20 protein-coding genes and 1 pseudogene are annotated in these 17,087 nt (G+C 63.4%); 10 read left to right on the top strand and 11 right to left on the bottom strand.

All coding sequences use genetic code 11. The features are described from left to right. Positions 1-6 precede the first annotated feature (6 nt). Positions 7-1,302: an SDR family oxidoreductase gene (locus AC0NIH_RS23460; RefSeq protein WP_287268716.1), complete on the top strand. Its 1,296-nt coding sequence runs from the start codon at positions 7-9 to the stop codon at positions 1,300-1,302. Continuing rightward, positions 1,299-1,778 (top strand): DUF2269 family protein, encoded by a 480-nt coding sequence (locus AC0NIH_RS23455; protein ID WP_473465951.1) that lies wholly within the window; start codon positions 1,299-1,301, stop codon positions 1,776-1,778. The genes AC0NIH_RS23460 and AC0NIH_RS23455 overlap by 4 nt, the downstream gene beginning before the upstream one ends. Here AC0NIH_RS23455 and AC0NIH_RS23450 read toward each other — a convergent pair. The 4 genes and pseudogenes from AC0NIH_RS23450 to AC0NIH_RS23435 form a co-directional block, all read right to left on the bottom strand. Further along, a pseudogene (locus AC0NIH_RS23450) lies at positions 1,775-2,362 on the bottom strand (demethoxyubiquinone hydroxylase family protein). The gene AC0NIH_RS23455 and the pseudogene AC0NIH_RS23450 overlap by 4 nt on opposite strands. A 20-nt stretch (positions 2,363-2,382) precedes the next feature. Then, positions 2,383-2,997, bottom strand: a complete 615-nt coding sequence (locus tag AC0NIH_RS23445; RefSeq protein WP_287268720.1) for a glutathione S-transferase family protein — start codon at positions 2,995-2,997, stop codon at positions 2,383-2,385. Positions 2,998-3,007: 10 nt separating this feature from the next. Then, positions 3,008-4,219 (bottom strand): NADP-dependent isocitrate dehydrogenase, encoded by a 1,212-nt coding sequence (locus AC0NIH_RS23440; RefSeq protein ID WP_013895889.1) that lies wholly within the window; start codon positions 4,217-4,219, stop codon positions 3,008-3,010. 74 nt (positions 4,220-4,293) lie between these two features. Beyond that, positions 4,294-4,440, bottom strand: a complete 147-nt coding sequence (locus AC0NIH_RS23435) for a hypothetical protein (protein WP_473465948.1) — start codon at positions 4,438-4,440, stop codon at positions 4,294-4,296. Between AC0NIH_RS23435 and AC0NIH_RS23430 the strand changes: the two genes are divergently transcribed. Next, positions 4,433-5,350, top strand: a complete 918-nt coding sequence (locus tag AC0NIH_RS23430; protein WP_473465946.1) for an RNA methyltransferase — start codon at positions 4,433-4,435, stop codon at positions 5,348-5,350. The genes AC0NIH_RS23435 and AC0NIH_RS23430 overlap by 8 nt on opposite strands. Then, complete coding sequence (gene murI, locus AC0NIH_RS23425) at positions 5,343-6,170, top strand: glutamate racemase (protein WP_013895887.1); 828 nt, start codon at positions 5,343-5,345, stop codon at positions 6,168-6,170. Before AC0NIH_RS23430 ends, murI begins: the two co-directional genes overlap by 8 nt. Here murI and AC0NIH_RS23420 read toward each other — a convergent pair. Beyond that, positions 6,140-7,519, bottom strand: a complete 1,380-nt coding sequence (locus tag AC0NIH_RS23420; RefSeq protein WP_473465943.1) for an RNB domain-containing ribonuclease — start codon at positions 7,517-7,519, stop codon at positions 6,140-6,142. The two genes, murI and AC0NIH_RS23420, sit on opposite strands and share 31 nt — an antisense overlap. A gap of 112 nt (positions 7,520-7,631) precedes the next feature. On the opposite strand from AC0NIH_RS23420, the gene AC0NIH_RS23415 reads away from it, so the two are divergent. Beyond that, positions 7,632-7,820, top strand: a complete 189-nt coding sequence (locus tag AC0NIH_RS23415) for a DUF3008 family protein (RefSeq protein ID WP_023810328.1) — start codon at positions 7,632-7,634, stop codon at positions 7,818-7,820. Positions 7,821-7,893: 73 nt separating this feature from the next. Here the strand turns inward: AC0NIH_RS23415 and AC0NIH_RS23410 are convergent, their stop codons facing one another. Next, on the bottom strand, positions 7,894-8,091 hold the full coding sequence (locus tag AC0NIH_RS23410; RefSeq protein WP_013895884.1) for a hypothetical protein: 198 nt from the start codon (positions 8,089-8,091) through the stop codon (positions 7,894-7,896). A 376-nt stretch (positions 8,092-8,467) separates the two neighbouring features. Here AC0NIH_RS23410 and rpsD point away from each other — a divergent pair, with 376 nt between their 5' ends. The 5 genes from rpsD (at position 8,468) to AC0NIH_RS23385 (ending at position 11,892) form a co-directional block, all read left to right on the top strand. Continuing rightward, positions 8,468-9,085 carry a 30S ribosomal protein S4 gene (rpsD, locus tag AC0NIH_RS23405; RefSeq protein WP_023759539.1) on the top strand — a complete coding sequence of 206 codons (618 nt, stop codon included), beginning with the start codon at positions 8,468-8,470 and terminating at the stop codon, positions 9,083-9,085. Positions 9,086-9,218: 133 nt separating this feature from the next. Beyond that, positions 9,219-10,094: a tRNA 2-thiocytidine(32) synthetase TtcA gene (ttcA, locus tag AC0NIH_RS23400; protein ID WP_473465939.1), complete on the top strand. Its 876-nt coding sequence runs from the start codon at positions 9,219-9,221 to the stop codon at positions 10,092-10,094. After that, entirely contained in the window at positions 10,084-10,911 is an 828-nt protein-coding gene (locus AC0NIH_RS23395) for an inositol monophosphatase family protein (protein ID WP_473465936.1), read from the top strand. The genes ttcA and AC0NIH_RS23395 overlap by 11 nt, the downstream gene beginning before the upstream one ends. Positions 10,912-11,109: 198 nt before the next feature. Next, positions 11,110-11,394: a hypothetical protein gene (locus AC0NIH_RS23390; protein ID WP_287387301.1), complete on the top strand. Its 285-nt coding sequence runs from the start codon at positions 11,110-11,112 to the stop codon at positions 11,392-11,394. Positions 11,395-11,457: 63 nt separating this feature from the next. Continuing rightward, positions 11,458-11,892, top strand: a complete 435-nt coding sequence (locus AC0NIH_RS23385; RefSeq protein WP_473465933.1) for a VOC family protein — start codon at positions 11,458-11,460, stop codon at positions 11,890-11,892. Positions 11,893-11,950: 58 nt separating this feature from the next. On the opposite strand, the gene AC0NIH_RS23380 is transcribed toward AC0NIH_RS23385, so the two are convergent. From AC0NIH_RS23380 to purL, 5 genes are all read right to left on the bottom strand, one after another. Then, on the bottom strand, positions 11,951-13,219 hold the full coding sequence (locus AC0NIH_RS23380) for a multidrug effflux MFS transporter (RefSeq protein ID WP_434221411.1): 1,269 nt from the start codon (positions 13,217-13,219) through the stop codon (positions 11,951-11,953). Positions 13,220-13,392: 173 nt separating this feature from the next. Beyond that, on the bottom strand, positions 13,393-13,728 hold the full coding sequence (gene grxD, locus AC0NIH_RS23375; RefSeq protein WP_013895877.1) for a Grx4 family monothiol glutaredoxin: 336 nt from the start codon (positions 13,726-13,728) through the stop codon (positions 13,393-13,395). 152 nt (positions 13,729-13,880) lie between these two features. Then, positions 13,881-14,114 carry a BolA/IbaG family iron-sulfur metabolism protein gene (locus AC0NIH_RS23370; RefSeq protein WP_010909092.1) on the bottom strand — a complete coding sequence of 78 codons (234 nt, stop codon included), beginning with the start codon at positions 14,112-14,114 and terminating at the stop codon, positions 13,881-13,883. Between the two features lie 124 nt (positions 14,115-14,238). Beyond that, positions 14,239-14,763 carry a hypothetical protein gene (locus tag AC0NIH_RS23365; protein ID WP_473465929.1) on the bottom strand — a complete coding sequence of 175 codons (525 nt, stop codon included), beginning with the start codon at positions 14,761-14,763 and terminating at the stop codon, positions 14,239-14,241. Then, positions 14,760-16,991 carry a phosphoribosylformylglycinamidine synthase subunit PurL gene (gene purL, locus AC0NIH_RS23360; protein ID WP_473465926.1) on the bottom strand — a complete coding sequence of 744 codons (2,232 nt, stop codon included), beginning with the start codon at positions 16,989-16,991 and terminating at the stop codon, positions 14,760-14,762. Before purL ends, AC0NIH_RS23365 begins: the two co-directional genes overlap by 4 nt. Positions 16,992-17,087 lie beyond the last annotated feature (96 nt).

Below are 17,087 nucleotides of genomic sequence, written 5' to 3'. Positions count from 1 at the left end.
CACGACATGAAAATTCTCGTCCTCGGTGGCTATGGTTTGATCGGGGACGCCGTCATTGGCCGTTTGCTTCGCGACGGTCACCATGTGGCCGGTCTTGGTCGCGATATTCTGGATGCGCAACGACGCCGGCCAGTGGTTCGCTGGATCGCGGCAGACATGTCCAAATTGCTTGCTGCTGAAGATTGGCTGCCGGTGGTCGCAGGGATGGACGCGGTCGTCAATGCAGCAGGCGCGCTGCAGGACGGCCCGCGCGATCGTCTCGACGCCGTTCACCGGGGTTCGGTGGTGGCGCTGGTCGCGGCCTGCGAACAGGCCGGCGTGCGCCGTTTTGTGCAGATTTCCGCGATCGGCACCGACCCTGCCTCGGCAAATCCTTTCTTCAGCACCAAGGCGGAAGGCGACAAGGCCGTCACAAGCTCGTCGCTGGAATGGACGATCCTTCGCCCGGGTTTGGTGATCGCGCCTGCCGCCTATGGCGGGACAGCACTTCTGCGCGCTCTCGCGGCCTTCCCGGGCTTTATCCCCGCCGTCATGTCGCGCCAGCCGATCCAGACCGTGTCGGTGACCGACGTTGCCGAGGCGGTCTCGCGCGCGGTTGCCGGAGCACTGCCGCCGCGCTCTGCTCTCGATCTGGTTGAAACCGAGGCGCACTCGCTCGCCGACGTTCTCCTGGCCTTCCGCGCATGGCTTGGCCTCCCACCGGCCCGCATTGTGCCGATACCGGCCTTTCTCGGCCGGATCGCGGCTGTTGTCGCCGATGGCCTCGGCTTGCTTGGCTGGCGATCGCCTCTGCGCAGCGCAGCGTTGGTCGCGCTGGCGCGCGGCGTGACCGGCAATACCAGGTCCTGGAACGAGATTTCCGATCATAGGCTGCAGCCGCTTGAGGCAACGCTGGCCGCCATGCCGGCGCATGTCCAGGAGCGATGGTTTGCTCGCCTGTGGCTTCTGAAACCGCTCGTGTTCGGCGTCCTTTCGCTGTTCTGGCTGGTTTCCGGCATCGTCGGCTTGATCAGGCAGGATGCGGCCGCCGACATTCTGGTCTCGCATGGCCTGTCGCCGGCGCTTGCGCTGGGAACGGTGCTTGCTGGAAGTGTTGCCGACGTCGTTGTCGGAGCTGCTATTCTGGTGCGATCCTTCGCACGTGCCGCGCTGATGGGGATGATTGCCATCACCTTGGGTTATCTCAGCGCGGCAACCATGCTAGCACCCGATCTGTGGCTCGATCCTCTGGGGGCAATGGTCAAGGCGATACCCGCGCTTTGCCTTGTCCTGGTGGCCTTGGCTATTTTGGACGAGCGATGAGCCTCTGGATCGACATACTGCGCTGGCTGCATATCATCGGTGCGACGGTTCTCTTCGGCACCGGCGCCGGCATCGCCTTCTTCATGCTGATGGCGCAGCGCACCGGTCGCGCCGACCTCGTCGCTCATGTCGCGGGCACGGTCGTCATCGCTGACACCATTTTTACGGAAACCGCCGTCATCGTGCAGCCGATCACGGGTGTGCTGCTCGCGCAGGCAGTGGGCTGGTCGCTCTCCGAAGGCTGGATTTTATTGTCCTTGCTGCTTTATGTCGTGACCGGTCTGTTCTGGCTGCCGGTGGTCCGGATTCAGATCCGGATCCGCAATCTGGCGCGACAGGCGGCCATCGAAAACGCGCCGCTGCCCGCCGAAGAGAAGCGCCTGTTTCGCATCTGGTTTGCGTGCGGCTTCCCGGCTTTTGCCGCCGTGCTTGCCATTCTCTGGCTGATGGTCACCAGACCCGAAATCGGACTTTAGACCTGGCTCTGTTTCGCCGCCTTCAGCGCGTGCGTCATTCTGCTGGAATCGCCCCAGGTGGACAGCCAGATCAGCACATCAGTGGCGATCGAAATCAGCGACCGCAGAAGGTTCAGCGCCGGGCCGGACGATTTCAGCTGCTCTTCGGCGTGATGGAGATGGGCTAGCTCTTCCTCGCGGATTGCCAGGATGATGCCGTGAAGGTCGCGGTCGCGGTCGGCCAGAAAGAAAAGCTGGTCGTCTAGATGCCGGTGGACTGCCGCCTCGACCGCCGCTGTGCAGGCCCAGATGCCTTACGGGCCGAGCAGGGCGGTCACAAAACCCAACAGCCAGCCGCCCCAGCTCCAGAATTGCATCACCCGGCAGGGTCGCGACCGCCGCGCCGGCATGGCTCCGCGGAAAGCAGCGCAGTGAGTACGCTCATGCCCGAGCATCTCCGATAGGGATGGCACGCAATCCGGCCAGAAGCGCCTGGCGACCAGAATCTGCGCCGAATAAATCCTGATCGCACCGAACTCACCGGCGTGGTTGACCCTGACTATTCTGGCAATGGTGAGCGCATCGTGGCGAGAAAGCTCAGCCATGGGCGCTCCCCAACCCCATGTCAGCCCGCCGCCAGGCTCGAACGTTGTGCGATGCGGTCCCACCAGGCCTGGATATCGGCAAACGCGGCAAGCAACTTTTGCCCCTCGGGGGCCTTGAGGAAATAGCCAACGATGGATGCCGCATGCAGGTCGGCCAGCGTCAGCTGATCGCCGAGCAGCCACGGCCCGGGCGCTTTGAGTGCGGTGAGCACTTTGAGCACTGTATCTGCCTGGCGCAGCCCGTTGGCGACCAGCGCCTCGTCGGGCGCTTCCTTCTCCAGCCGCTCGACGGCGACGTCCCAGACCATCGACCGGTAGCCATAAGCGTCGAGCATGCCGATGATCTGGTTCATGGTTGCGCGGGTACGGGCGTCTTTGGGCTGCAATGCCGGGCCGTCGAACGCTTCGTCGACATAACGCGCGATCGCGCTGGTCTCGAACAGGCGAAAGCCGTCGTGCTCGAAGGCCGGGATACAGCCGAACGGATGATGCTCGAAATACCAGGCGGGAGTGCCTTCGGCGGCAAAGACATCGACCGGCACAAGCTCGTAGTCGATGCCTTTTTCCGTGAGCACGAGGCGGACGATGCGCACATAGACGCTGTAGTCCGCCCCGTAGACAACCGGCTTGGCCATGGCTGCCGGCTTACGCCATCGCCTTCTGCAAATTCTCGTCGATCTTGTCGAGGAAGCCGGTGGTCGAGAGCCATGGCTGGTCGGGGCCGATCAAGAGCGACAGGTCCTTGGTCATGAAACCGGACTCGACGGTCTGGATGCAGACCTTCTCCAGCGTGTCGGCAAACCGCTTCAGCTCGGCATTGTCGTCGAGCTTGGCGCGGTGGGCGAGGCCACGTGTCCAGGCGAAGATCGAAGCGATCGAGTTGGTCGAGGTTTCCTCGCCCTTCTGGTGCTGGCGATAGTGGCGAGTGACGGTGCCGTGCGCGGCTTCGGCTTCCACCGTCTTGCCGTCCGGCGTCATCAGCACCGAGGTCATCAGGCCGAGCGACCCGAAGCCTTGCGCCACCGTGTCGGACTGGACGTCGCCATCGTAGTTCTTGCAGGCCCAGACATAGCCGCCCGACCATTTCAGGGCGGAGGCCACCATGTCGTCGATCAGGCGGTGTTCGTACCACAGCTTCTTCGACTTGAACTCGGCCTCGAATTCGGCCTCGTAGACTTCCTGGAAAATGTCCTTGAAACGGCCGTCATAGGCCTTGAGGATGGTGTTCTTGGTCGACAGGTAGACCGGATAGTTGCGCAGCAGGCCGTAGTTCAGCGAGGCGCGGGCGAACTCGCGGATGGATTCGTCGAGATTGTACATGGCCATGGCGACGCCGGCGCCGGGCGCATCGTAGACATCGTGCTCGATCACCTGGCCGTCCTCACCGACGAACTTGATGGTCAGCTTGCCCTTGCCGGGGAAGCGAAAATCGGTGGCGCGGTACTGGTCGCCGAAGGCGTGACGGCCGACGATGATCGGCTTGGTCCAGCCGGGCACCAGGCGCGGTACGTTCTTCATGATGATCGGCTCGCGGAAGATCGTGCCGCCGAGGATATTGCGGATGGTGCCGTTCGGCGACTTCCACATCTTCTTCAGCTTGAATTCCTCGACGCGCTGCTCGTCGGGGGTGATCGTCGCGCATTTCACGCCGACACCGTATTTCTTGATGGCGTTGGCCGAATCGATCGTCACCTGGTCGTTGGTGGCGTCGCGATGCTCGACGCCGAGGTCGTAATATTCGAGCTTGAGGTCGAGATAAGGGTGGATCAGCTTGTCCTTGATAAACTGCCAGATGATGCGGGTCATCTCGTCGCCGTCGAGTTCGACGACCGGGTTCGCCACCTTGATCTTCGCCATGGAAAGAATGCCTCGTTGCTGGGATATGGACGGCCTTGCCCGCGTGGCGTTCGGCCGGGGGATGCGCCCGTATATCAAAGCGTTTTTGGCCACGCAAACGGCGATCCGTCACGAATGCGAGCCAAGACCGCGATCATTTGCGAATGCTTCATTTTCGCGGCCGAATATGGCAGGGGACGCTGAAATGCCGCAAACAGCAGTTCATTGACAATCATGCCCATCACCAAAGATCCCGACAACGCTTCAGCCGCCGGTCCGGCCATCATCCTCGTCGAGCCGCAGCTTGGTGAGAACATCGGCATGGTCGCTCGCGCCATGGCCAATTTCGGCCTCTCCGAGCTGCGCCTGGTCAACCCGCGCGACGGCTGGCCCAGCGAGAAGGCACGCGCGGCCGCCAGCCGTGCCGATCACGTCATCGATGCGGTCAAGGTGTTCGACGATCTCGCCTCGGCCCTTGCCGACCTGAATTTCGTTTTCGCCACCACTGCAAGGCAACGCGATGGCTTCAAGACCGTGCGCGGCCCGGTCGAAGCGGGCAGGGTGCTGCGGGCCCGTCACGGAATGGGCCAGCGCACCGGCATCCTGTTCGGCCGCGAGCGTTTCGGCCTCTACAATGACGAGGTCGGCCTCGCCGACGAGATCGTCACCTTCCCGGTCGATCCCGACTTCTCCTCGCTCAACATCGCCCAGGCAGCACTTCTGATGTCCTATGAGTGGATGAAGTCAGGCCTCGAGGACGAGACCAGGACGAATTTCTCCGGTCCGGACATGAAGCCGGCCAGCAAGGAAGAACTGCACGGCCTGTTCGCCTATCTCGAAGGCGCTTTGGAGGCACGCGGCTATTTCCGGCCGGCGCCGAAGAAGCCGAAGATGGTCGACAATCTGCGCGCCGTGCTGACGCGCGCCGGCTTTGCCGAGCCGGAGCTGAAAGTGCTGCGCGGCATTATCTCGTCGCTCGACAGGTTCTCACCGGCAATGCCGCGCGGCGATGGTTCGCCGGGCGACGATCCACGGCGGCTTCCGGCAGCCGCGCGCGCCGCCAAGGCAGAGGCCGATCGCCAGGCTCACCGGCCGGCCGGCGACGATGAAGACACGCCGCCGCTCGGCGGCAAGGGAACCGACAATGACTGACCAGCCGATCCTAATGTTCGATTCCGGCGTCGGTGGCCTAACCGTGTTGCGCGAGGCGCGCGTGCTGATGCCGGACCGCCGTTTCGTCTATGTCGCCGACGATGCGGCCTTTCCTTTCGGCGCCTGGGAAGAACCGGCGCTGCGCACCCATATACTGGAACTGTTCGCCAGGCTGCTCGACCGGTTTTCACCGGTCATTTCGGTCATCGCCTGCAACACCGCCTCGACGCTGGTCATCGATGCGCTGCGCGACAGATTTCCCGGCCACCCCTTTGTCGGCACGGTGCCTGCGGTCAAGCCGGCGGCGGAGCGCACGCGCTCGGGCCTGGTCTCTGTGCTGGCCACGCCGGGCACGGTCAAGCGGCAATACACGCGCGACCTGATCAGCAAATGGGCGCAGAAATGCCATGTCCGCCTGGTCGGCAGCGACAGGCTGGCGGGGCTTGCTGAGGCCTATATGCGCGAGGGCTTCGTCGACGAGGAGGCCGTGCGCGCCGAGATCACCCCCTGTTTCATGGAACATGACGGGCGCAGGACCGACATCGTCGTGCTGGCCTGCACCCACTATCCATTTCTGGTCAATCGCATGCGCAAGACCGCGCCCTGGCCGGTCGACTGGATCGATCCGGCCGAAGCGATCGCGCGGCGGGCGCTTTCCCTCCTGCCGCCCGTCGATGGGGCGCTGCCGCAAGGTGAGCCTGATATCGCCGTGTTCACCTCGGGCAAAGCGGATTTCGCCGTCAGCCGGCTGATGCAGGGCTTTGGACTGGTGGCGGAAGCGTCCGCTGTTCAGGCAGGTTCGAACACGATTCGGCGTTGATCCGGATCGGCCAGGACCAGCCTTAGCGTTAGGCCGTCACCCTGTCCGAGCCCGGTCGCGTTCAGGTTGGCAACGACAGGCATGTCGGCAAGCTGGACGCGCACGCCATGGTTGACGTCGGTCACGACGGCCTTGAACGTTTCCCCCTCGCGTCCCCTGAGCATGACGGCCTCGGCAAGGTCGATGGCCGCATGGTTGATCTGCGAAGCGCGGGCACCCGCCCGTCCCATCACTTTCGGCGATCTGGTGAACGCATCGGTGACGGCGTGCGGTGCGGGCTGGCCGTTGGCGATTGCCAGCACGCAGCGCACGACGTAGCGATCGGCCAGTCGCCTGAGCGGCGCGGTTGCATGGGCATAGGTCGCCGCCATCGCCTCATGCCAGGGGACGACACCCTCCTGATAGGGTTGGTAAGACGCGCCGGGGCTCGCATGGCGGATTTCCAGCATCAGCGCCGCCTGTTGCGGATCGGCCGGGTCAAGGGTTCGCTGGTAGTCGTGCAAGCTGGTGGAGGCCGGCCAGGACAGCCCCAGAGCCAGTGCCGCGTTGCGCAGTCTTTGCACCTTGGAAGCATCCGGCTCCGACATCACACGGAACAACCCGGTATGGTGCGCAAGCATGGCGTCGGCAATCGCCATGTTGGCGGCCAGGGAAAGCGCGGCGTTGTCTTGCTCGGATTGCAGCAGCGGTCTGAACGAAAGCCGGAACGTGCCGTCGGCGAGCCTTTCCACCTCCTGCTCGGGCGGGTCGACGCGGGACGCGCCACGCCGCTTTTCGTTCATCGCCATGCGCCGTGCCATTTCGGCGAAGCCGGCCGGGAGATCGGAGGCCTGCACGCTGTCATAGGCGAGCTTGGCGCGGCTTTGAATGATTGCCCGCTCCGCGCCGTCCAATTTCACCAGACCGTCCTCGGCGACCCGGACGGTGAAGACGACCGCCGGGCGCGGTCCATCCGGCAACAGGCTCGCTGCACCTTCGGCAAGTGCCGGCGGGTAGAGCCCGGCCTTGCCGTCCGGGAAGTAAAGCGTCTCGCCCCGCGTCCACGCCTCGAGATCGATCGCGTCGCCGTCCTCGACGAACCAGGCTACGTCGGCAATGGCATAATGCAGCAGAAGATCGCCGCCGCTCGCCTCGATTGAAAACGCCTGATCAAGATCGGTGGAGCTTGCCGGATCGAGTGTGACGAAGGGCATCGCTGTTCGATCGCTGTGCTGGTTGGGCACGCGTTTGGCCGCCGCCTCCGCTGCGGCCATTACGACTGCCGGAAATCCTTCCGGCACGTGGAATTCGGTGCGGATTTTCGCTAGGCCCGTGGAGAGTGCTTGCGAGGGATCGGTCAGTGATTTCATGCCGCCGTCCTACACTGGCGCTCCGGACACGGGAAGGCGGGAACTGCGCCGCTGGCGAGGGAACCGCCGCCAAGGCGCGGGCGTTTCTCCTGACAGCAAAGGAGTAACGGCCATGCCAGCCACCTCGAAAGCCCAGCAGAAAGCCGCCGGCGCCGCCCTGTCGGCCAAGCGCGGAGAGACGAAAAAGAGCGAACTCCAGGGCGCTTCCAAGGGCATGTATGAATCGATGAGCGAAAAGCAGCTTGAGGAATTCGCCGAGACCAAGCGCAAGGGACTGCCGGAGAAAAAATCCAAGGATTGAGCGCTTCGAGCCAGCCTGATCATTGAAAAGGCCAGCGACGGTTCGCTGGCCTTGGATTGTTGCTTGGGGCAGCTTACCAGCGGTGGCAGCGCCTCACCCTCTGTACGATCACCCGGCGATGGCCGTGCCGCCATACCACCCTTTTCTTGACGATAACGCGGCACACCTGTTTGTGCCCGTGCCAATGACGGGCCATCGCCGGCTCCGGCGCAACCGCCATCGACCCGGCCAATACCGCGGCACCGGCCAAGGTAAGGAAGAACTTTTTCATGCTAATTGGACTCCTCTAACTCCAGTCGCTTCCTGGTGCCGTTGGCGCAAACCTCCCGCCACAACCGGCATCGCATCTACGTCCCGGACGGTATAGGCTTGCGCTACGCCGCGCCACTCACAAGCTTGACACCGGTTAAATCTCGGTTTAACCAGCCGCCAACGCCGGGCAGCGATGTCCGGTGTTTGTTTTGTATGCGCAAGGTCGGCGACCCTGGTTGTTTCTGGTCTTGTTTGAACTGACGTGTCCCGTGGGTTTTCCGCCGCGTTGCGTGGGAAAACCCTGTCAGGTCTCGAAAACGGAGGCCAGAGGAGGGCGCGTTTCCTTCACCCGGACCATGAGGTGCCGGGTGTGTTGTTTTTGAAAAGGGAATGCGATGAGCAAGCGCGAATCCGCGAAATACAAGATCGACCGCCGTCTCGGCGAAAATATCTGGGGCCGCCCGAAGTCCCCGGTCAACAAGCGTGAATACGGCCCCGGCCAGCACGGCCAGCGCCGCAAGGGCAAGCTTTCGGACTTCGGCCTGCAGCTGCGCGCCAAGCAGAAGCTGAAGGGTCACTATGGCGACGTTTCGGAAAAGCAGTTCCGCAAGGTCTATGAAGAGGCGGACCGCCGCAAAGGCGACACCTCGGAGAACCTGATCGGCCTGCTCGAATCGCGTCTCGACGCGGTCGTCTACCGCGCCAAGTTCGTGCCGACCATTTTCGCCGCCCGTCAGTTCGTCAACCACGGCCACGTCAACGTCAACGGCAAGCGCGTCAACATCGGTTCGTACCGCTGCAAGCCGGGCGACGTCGTCGAAGTGCGTGAAAAGTCGAAGCAGCTGGTGATCGTCCTGGAAGCGGTCGGTCTCGCCGAGCGCGACGTTCCGGACTACATCGAAGCCGATCACAACAAGATGGTCGCGACCTTCTCGCGCATCCCCGGCCTGGCGGATGTTCCGTTCGCCGTGCAGATGGAGCCGAACCTGGTCGTCGAATTCTATTCGCGCTAAGCGAACGCTTTTCTGCGATATCGGAAAGGCCGCCCTCGAGGCGGCCTTTTTGTTTCGTGCATTCGCTTTGCCGTTTCGGTTTTCCTGCCGATGCGCTAATCCGGTCGGTAGTTACATACGGGGCCGTCGCGCCATGAACATGCAGCCGGACATCGAAACGCTTGAACCGATCGCCGAAGGTGGTTTCCACCCGCTGTTCGCCGATGTGCCGTCCTCGGTCGAGTTCAACAAGCTGCGCAAGCGGCTGCTGCGGCTGACCCGCCAGGCGATCGAGGATTTCTCGATGGTCAGGCCTGGCGAGCGCTGGCTGGTCGCGCTGTCGGGCGGCAAGGATTCCTACGGCCTGCTTGCCGTGCTGCTGGACCTCAAATGGCGCGGACTGCTGCCGGTCGATTTGCTTGCCTGCAATCTCGACCAGGGCCAGCCGAATTTCCCCAAGAACATCCTGCCGGACTATCTCAACGCCAACGGCATCGCGCATCGGATCGAATACCAGGACACCTATTCCGTCGTCACCGACAAGCTGCCGCAGGGCAGCACCTACTGCTCACTGTGCTCGCGGCTGCGCCGCGGCCATCTCTACCGGATCGCGCGCGAGGAGGGGTGTTCGGCCCTGGTGCTTGGCCACCACCGCGAGGATATCCTCGAGACCTTCTTCATGAACCTGTTCCATGGCGGCCGGCTCGCCGCCATGCCGCCAAAGCTGCTCAACGACGACGGCGACGTCATGGTGCTGCGGCCGTTGAGCTACTGCGCCGAGATCGACCTCGAAAAATTCGCTGCCGCGATGCGGTTCCCGATCATTCCCTGCGACCTCTGCGGAAGCCAGGAGGGCCTCCAGCGCAATGCCATGAAGGCGATGCTGGACGACATCGAAAAGCGCATGCCTGGCCGCAAGGACACGATGCTGCGTGCGCTCTCCAACTCCAGGCCGTCGCATCTGCTGGACCGGAAACTGTTCGATTTTGCTGCCCTCAACGAAACCCCCAGGCAAGCCGATGACATTTGACGATACTGCGATCGACTGGCTGGCCAGCCTGCTGGCTGAAGCAGCCGACACCGAAATCATGCCCCGCTTTCGCCGGCTGGGCGATGGCGACGTCAGGCAGAAGACCTCCGCCGCCGACCTGGTGACCGAAGCGGACGTCAATGCCGAACGGTTGATCACCGCCAGGCTGCGCCAACGCTATCCCGGCGCCATGGTTGTCGGCGAGGAGGCCTGTTCCGACGATCCGGCGCTGCTCGACGGTCTGGGCGACGCCGATCTTGCTTTCGTCATCGACCCGGTCGACGGCACCTTCAACTTCGCTTCCGGGGTGCCGCTGTTCGGCGTCATGCTTGGCGTGGTGGTCAAGGGCGAGACGGTCGCCGGCATCATCCACGATCCGGTCGGCAAGGACTGGCTGATCGGCGCCAGGGGTGCCGGCAGCCATATCCGTCATGCGCATGGCACGCTGGAGAAAGTCCGGGTTGCCGCGAGAGCGCCGCTCTCTGAGATGACCGGCGCGGTCTCCTGGCAATACATGGCCGAGCCCGACCGCACGCGGCTGGCCCGCAACCAGACCAAAACGCTGTCGCAGTTCAACTACCGCTGTGCCGCCCACGAATACCGCTTGCTGGCCAGCGGCCACGGCCATTTCGTCGTCTACAACAAGCTGATGCCCTGGGATCATCTGGCCGGCGTGTTGATCCATGCCGAGGCGGGCGGCCATGCCGCGCGGTTTGACGGCACGCCCTATCTGCCGTCGCATGTCGGCGGCGGTCTGCTGGTCGCGCCCGACCGGGAAAGCTGGCAGGAATTGCGCCGCGAACTGTGGTCGGAATAGCTCAAATTTCCGCGGGCGGCGTTCGCGCCGCCGGCTTTTACCGGCAAAGAAGTGATGCGGCCACCCGCGAACCCAAAGATCCGGCGAATATGGTGCGCGGTGGTCGCGGCGGCCATCGCCTTGTTTGCGGGCTCCAGTGAGGCCTGGGCACGGCAACGGGGTTGCCGCAGCCCTGATCCCATCGACACCATCGAGGAAATGTCCAAGGCCATCTTCGCGTGTTGGAAGCCGCCAGCTGGAACCGCCGGCATGTCCCTGACATTGCAGTTCTCGCTTCGCCGAAACGGCACACTGATCGGCAAGCCTCGCGCCACCTATTCCGATCTCGGGACTGATGCCCGGCTTAGCCGTGCCTTCGTGGCTTCCATCCTCAAGGCTCTCGATGATGCCTTGCCATTGCCCTTTTCGGACAGCATGGGCGGGGCAATCGCCGGGCGTATGCTGACCCCTCGCTTCACGGCAACTCTTGAAGGTGCCTCCTAAGCGCAGCGGTTTTGGGACAGTTTTATGAGTTGCGGCCTGGACGGCACCTTGTAGATTGGACGCATGGCACTCAAGCGGATGGACAACATAGGAATCGTCGTCGATGACCTCGAAGAGACGATCGATTTCTTTCGCGAGCTCGGCCTTGAGCTCGAAGGGCGGGCCACGATCGAAGGAGAATGGGCCGGACGTGTCACTGGACTGGGCGATCAGCATGTCGAAATCGCCATGATGCGCACGCCGGACGGCCACAGCCGGCTCGAACTTTCCCGCTTCCTCGCGCCGCCTGTCGTGGCGGATCACCGCAACGCCCCTGTCAACGCCCTGGGCTACCTCCGCGTAATGTTCACCGTGGACGATCTCGACGAGACGCTTGAAAGGCTCCGCAATCGAGCGCGGCTCGTAGGCGAAGTCGTCCAGTATAAGGACGTGTATCGGCTCTGCTACATCCGCGGGCCTGGAGGACTTCTCATCGGCCTCGCCCAGGAACTCGGCTGAGCGCAATACGACGACGATGACAAAGGGCGACCAGCGTCAGCGTCTCGTCTAAACCAGACTAATGCAGGTCGGTGATGTGCCCCGAAACCGGCGGGTTGTGCGGCTGGAACATCTTGCCGCGCTCGGCGATGAGGATCATCAGCAGCGCTGCGACCGAAACACTGCAGAAGCCGGCGGCAAGCGGCGTCACCGTGCCGTTGAAGGCCTGGCCGATCAACGTGCCGAGAATGCCGCCGAGAAAAGTCTGCATGAAACCCAGGATCGATGACGCCGTGCCGGCCAGTTGCCCGAGCGGCTCCATGGCCAACGCATTGAAATTGGCGCCGAGCGCACCGAACGGCAGCATGGCGCCGGCAAAGAAGGTGACGAACAGCCACAGCGGCATCTTCAATTCCAGCGACACGACCAGCCATGCAAGACTGATGGTCAAGAACAGCAGCAGCGCGCTTTGCGACAGACGGCGCATGCCGATGCGGCCGACGAGGCGCGAGTTCAGGAAGTTCGAGAAGGCGAGCACGCCCGCAACCCCGGCGAAGATGAGCGGGAACATCTCGCCGACGTTGAATATGTCGACATAGATCTGCTGCGCCGAGGCGATGAAGCCGAACATGGCTGCGAAGATGAAGGTGCTGGCGAAGGCGTAGCAGAGCGCGACGCGGTTGGTGAGCACGATGCGGAAACCGCCAAGGACGGATGATGCCGTCAGCGGCCGGCGGTGTTCGGGACGCAGCGTTTCAGGCAGGCGCAGCAGTGACCATGCCGACACCAGCAGCGCCCCGACGGCCATCGTGATGAAGATCCAATGCCAGGTGGCAAACAGCATGATGAACTGGCCGATCCCCGGCGCAATGACCGGTATCGCCATGAACACCATGAAGATCAGCGACATCACCTCGGCCATGCGTCGGCCTTCGAATGTATCGCGCACGATCGAGACGGCGATGACGCGGGTAGCCGCGGCCCCGACGCCTTGCACGACGCGGCACAGCAAAAGTGTTTCAAAGCTGGGTGCGATGGCTGCCGCGCCCGCCGCCGCCACGTAGATGATCAAGCCGGCGACCAATGGCGCGCGACGCCCGAACCGGTCCGAGATCGGCCCGAAGAAAAGTTGGCCGCCGCCGAAGCCGAGCATATAGGCGACCACGACATATTGCCGGTGGTTTTCGTTCTCGACGCCGAGCGAGGCGCCGATCTGCTGCAGCGCCGGCAGCATGATGTCGATGGCCAGCGAATTCAGCGCCATCAGCGCCGCGCACAGCGCGATGAATTCCCAGCGCGGAATAGACAATTTGCTTGCCGATTGCGGCGCTATCGATTGCTGGTCCACGGCAAGTCCGATCTCTAAAAACGAAAACGCGCCGGCGGGCCGGCGCATTGGCTCGTCCTGGTCCCGATATCAGGGGCCTGACATCAGGATGTAAAAATTGCCGAGGTGGGGCCGCCCCGGTGCCCACAAACAGAAGTCAGGCATGTCGACAGCGACATGCCCAAAAACTGGAATCAGGCGGCGCCTTTGACGCTCACGCCTTTTTCGACCAGGAAGGTCTGCAACTCGCCGGCCTGGAACATCTCGCGGATGATGTCGCAGCCGCCCACGAACTCGCCCTTGACGTAGAGCTGCGGGATCGTCGGCCAGTTGGAATAGTCCTTGATGCCCTGGCGCAGTTCGGCCGAGTCCAGAACGTTCACGCCTTTGTAGTCGGCGCCGATATAGTCGAGGATCTGGACGACCTGGCCGGAAAACCCGCACTGCGGGAAACCGGGCGTGCCCTTCATGAAAAGGACGACGTCGTTGCCCTTCACTTCATTGTCGATGTAGTCGTTGATACCGCTCATGGAATATCCTTTCACGCCTGTGGGAGTCAGGCTCGAAGCATGCCTTTCAAATAAACCCATAGGTTGCCCGAAACAAGAGTTTAGCCAAGTCATCGGCCAAATGGCGCAAAGGATGGGGCGTTTTGGGCCAAGCGGGTCTGAGGCTGTATGCCTCAGTCGGGAACGCTGGTCTGCAGCGCCAGTGCGTGCAGCACGCCGCCCATATTGCCCTTCAGCGCGTCATAGACCATCTGGTGCTGCTGGACGCGGCTCTTCCCGCGAAAGCTTTCGGCCACGACCTCGGCCGCGTAGTGGTCACCGTCGCCGGCGAGATCGCGGATCGTCACCTTTGCGTCCGGAATGCCGTCCTTGATCAGTTTTTCGATGTCGTGGGCGTCCATTGCCATGAAAGAAATTCCTGTTTTCGGGCGGGCGGCGGCGTGGCTGCCCGTGCGATGAGAGTCGGTATAAACCTAGAGCCTTTCCGGCCGGGATTGAAGCCGTTCCGTCCAGCACCGTCGCGATTGTGGCCTACGGCGCATTCTCATCGGGACGGATAGCGTCGGCTGGAGGATCGTCTTCGCGCATCGAGAAGGTGCGGCCGAGGCTGAAGGCCAGCACATAGAGCGGGATGTTGACCGCCAGGTTGGCAATCGGCAGATAGCTGGTCGTCCGCCAGGCGGGCGAGAAGAACGGCCGGCCGTAGCCATCGCAGACAAGTGAAGAGCCATACTCCCACAGCGCTCCCAGGATGGCCGCTACGGCGAAAAGCTTGATGCAGGTGATGACGTGCCTGGTCCGCGCCTGGTCCGGCAAGAGCCGGCTCCACAGCACCAGGCAGATGAGCGGAACCGCATAGATGAGGTTCTGCAGCACCAGCATCGGAAGCGTGCCATTGGCCGCTGCGAGGAACTCGGCGCGCGTTTCCAGCCTGGGGCAAACCTCGCTGGAGGTCGTCGACAGCAGGAAAAAGACGAACGGCCCGAGGAACCAGAAGAAGAACAGCGACGGCCAGAAAACGACTGCGAGCAGCGCCCGGGCAGCCAGTCTGCTCAACTGGCCTGATCCATGAAGCGCGGGAACCAGCCTTCGTGAGCGGCGGTCAGATCGCTGACCGGGATCGCCCTGGCATCGCCGAGCTTCAGCGTCTTGCCGCCGGTCGAGCCGATCCACGGCGCGAAAATGCCGAGTTCGCCCTGCTGCTTGCGGATGGCATCCCATTCATCGCCATGCGGATCGATCGACAGCGTCAGGAGATAGCGCCCCTGGTCCTCGCCGAACCAGACCGGAATGGGATCGGTGCCGACGAGGCCGGGAACGGTCGCGCCGATGCCCGACGCCATCGCCATCTCGGCCAAAGCGACCGCGATGCCGCCATCGGAAACGTCATGCGCCGCGGTGACGATGCCGGACGCGATCAGCGAGCGCACATGGTCGCCGACGCGCTTCTCGTGCTCGAGGTCGACCGGCGGCGGCGGACCGTCGGAACGGCCGTGGATGTCCCTGAGATAGACCGACTGGCCAAGATGCGTTCCCCAGGAAGCAGGTGCGCCGACCAGAAGGATCATCTGAGATTCGGCGGCAAAGCCGGTTCGCACCATTTTCGACCAATCGGCGATCAGGCCCACGCCGCCAATGGTCGGTGTCGGCAGGATGCCCCGGCCGTTGGTCTCGTTGTAGAGCGAGACATTGCCCGACACGATCGGGAAGCCGAGCGCGCGGCAGGCATCGCCGATGCCTTTCACCGCGCCGACCAGTTGGCCCATGATCTCGGGCCGTTCCGGATTGCCGAAATTGAGATTGTCGGTGGCGGCGAGCGGCACGGCGCCCGTGGCGGTCAGGTTGCGCCAGCATTCGGCCACCGCCTGCTTGCCGCCTTCATAAGGATCGGCCTCGCAATAGCGCGGCGTGACGTCGGAGGAGAAGGCGAGTGCCTTGGTCGGATGACCCTCGACGCGCACCACGCCGGCATCGCCGCCGGGAAGCTGCAGCGAGTTGCCCTGGATCAGCGTGTCGTATTGCTCCCACACCCAGCGGCGCGAGGAGAGATCCGGTCCGCCGAGCAGCTTCAGCAGCGCATCGGCGACATCGGCCTGCGGAACGTCGTCGGCGGCAAGCGGCGCCGGCTTCTGCGGCTCGACCCACGGCCGGTCGTACTCCGGAGCCTTGTCGCCGAGATCCTTGATCGGCAGGTCGGCGACCTGGTCGCCCTGGTGCAGCACACGGAAGCGCAGGTCGTCGGTGGTCTTGCCGACGATGGCGAAGTCGAGCCCCCATTTGTGGAAGATCGCCTCGGCTTCCTTTTCTTTTTCGGGGCGCAGCACCATCAGCATGCGCTCCTGGCTTTCCGACAGCATCATCTCGTAGGCGCTCATACGCTCCTCGCGCACCGGCACCTTATCGAGGTCGAGTTCGATGCCGAGGTCGCCCTTGGCGCCCATCTCGACCGCCGAGCAGGTGAGGCCGGCCGCGCCCATGTCCTGGATGGCGATAACCGCCCCCGAGGCCATCAGTTCAAGGCTAGCCTCCAGCAGGCATTTCTCGGTGAAGGGATCGCCGACCTGCACGGTCGGGCGCTTCTCGTCGATCTTGTCGTCGAATTCGGCCGAGGCCATGGTGGCGCCGCCGACGCCGTCGCGGCCGGTCTTGGCGCCCAGATAGACGACCGGCAGGCCGACGCCCTTGGCCTCCGACAGGAAGATCGCATCGGTCTTGGCCAGGCCCGCGGCAAAGGCGTTGACCAGGATGTTGCCGTTGTAGCGGGCGTCGAAATTGACCTCGCCGCCGACCGTCGGCACGCCGAAGGCGTTGCCGTAGCCGCCGACGCCGGCAACCACGCCTGAGACGAGGTGCCTGGTCTTGGGATGGTCGGGTGCGCCGAAGCGCAGCGCGTTCATTGCCGCGATCGGCCGCGCGCCCATGGTGAAGACGTCGCGCAAGATGCCGCCGACGCCGGTCGCCGCACCCTGGTAGGGCTCGATGTAGGAGGGGTGATTGTGGCTCTCCATCTTGAAGACGACGCAGTCGCCGTCACCAATGTCGACCACGCCGGCATTTTCGCCTGGGCCCTGGATGACCTGCGGCCCGGTGGTCGGCAGCGTGCGCAGCCATTTCTTCGAGGATTTGTACGAACAATGCTCGTTCCACATCGCCGAGAAGATGCCGAGCTCCGTAAAGCTCGGCTCGCGGCCGACAAGATCGAGGATGCGCTGATACTCGTCGGGCTTCAGCCCATGCGCGGCAATGAGCTCTGGGGTGATCGGCACGGAATTGGAAATGGTCATGGGCGGCGATTGATGTCCATGGGAGCGGGGATTTTGAGTCCCCTCTTATCGCAAGCTTTGCGACCGATACACCCGTCGATCGAGGAAAAAGACAGA

This window comes from Mesorhizobium sp. WSM1386 (assembly GCF_055901595.1).
Note: the sequence above shows the minus strand (reverse complement) of the source record. Positions and strands in the feature narration are given on the sequence as shown.

Coding starts and splice junctions, on each gene's coding strand:
- AC0NIH_RS23420 (WP_473465943.1), bottom strand. CDS start 7,519: ATGAAATCACTGACCGATCCCTCGCAAGCACTCTCCACGGGCCTAGCG.
- AC0NIH_RS23385 (WP_473465933.1), top strand. CDS start 11,458: ATGGCACTCAAGCGGATGGACAACATAGGAATCGTCGTCGATGACCTC.
- AC0NIH_RS23440 (WP_013895889.1), bottom strand. CDS start 4,219: ATGGCGAAGATCAAGGTGGCGAACCCGGTCGTCGAACTCGACGGCGAC.
- ttcA (WP_473465939.1), top strand. CDS start 9,219: ATGAACATGCAGCCGGACATCGAAACGCTTGAACCGATCGCCGAAGGT.
- rpsD (WP_023759539.1), top strand. CDS start 8,468: ATGAGCAAGCGCGAATCCGCGAAATACAAGATCGACCGCCGTCTCGGC.
- AC0NIH_RS23410 (WP_013895884.1), bottom strand. CDS start 8,091: ATGAAAAAGTTCTTCCTTACCTTGGCCGGTGCCGCGGTATTGGCCGGG.
- murI (WP_013895887.1), top strand. CDS start 5,343: ATGACTGACCAGCCGATCCTAATGTTCGATTCCGGCGTCGGTGGCCTA.
- purL (WP_473465926.1), bottom strand. CDS start 16,991: ATGACCATTTCCAATTCCGTGCCGATCACCCCAGAGCTCATTGCCGCG.
- AC0NIH_RS23415 (WP_023810328.1), top strand. CDS start 7,632: ATGCCAGCCACCTCGAAAGCCCAGCAGAAAGCCGCCGGCGCCGCCCTG.
- AC0NIH_RS23445 (WP_287268720.1), bottom strand. CDS start 2,997: ATGGCCAAGCCGGTTGTCTACGGGGCGGACTACAGCGTCTATGTGCGC.
- AC0NIH_RS23435 (WP_473465948.1), bottom strand. CDS start 4,440: ATGGGCATGATTGTCAATGAACTGCTGTTTGCGGCATTTCAGCGTCCC.
- grxD (WP_013895877.1), bottom strand. CDS start 13,728: ATGAGCGGTATCAACGACTACATCGACAATGAAGTGAAGGGCAACGAC.
- AC0NIH_RS23370 (WP_010909092.1), bottom strand. CDS start 14,114: ATGGCAATGGACGCCCACGACATCGAAAAACTGATCAAGGACGGCATT.
- AC0NIH_RS23460 (WP_287268716.1), top strand. CDS start 7: ATGAAAATTCTCGTCCTCGGTGGCTATGGTTTGATCGGGGACGCCGTC.
- AC0NIH_RS23430 (WP_473465946.1), top strand. CDS start 4,433: ATGCCCATCACCAAAGATCCCGACAACGCTTCAGCCGCCGGTCCGGCC.
- AC0NIH_RS23390 (WP_287387301.1), top strand. CDS start 11,110: ATGTCCAAGGCCATCTTCGCGTGTTGGAAGCCGCCAGCTGGAACCGCC.
- AC0NIH_RS23455 (WP_473465951.1), top strand. CDS start 1,299: ATGAGCCTCTGGATCGACATACTGCGCTGGCTGCATATCATCGGTGCG.
- AC0NIH_RS23395 (WP_473465936.1), top strand. CDS start 10,084: ATGACATTTGACGATACTGCGATCGACTGGCTGGCCAGCCTGCTGGCT.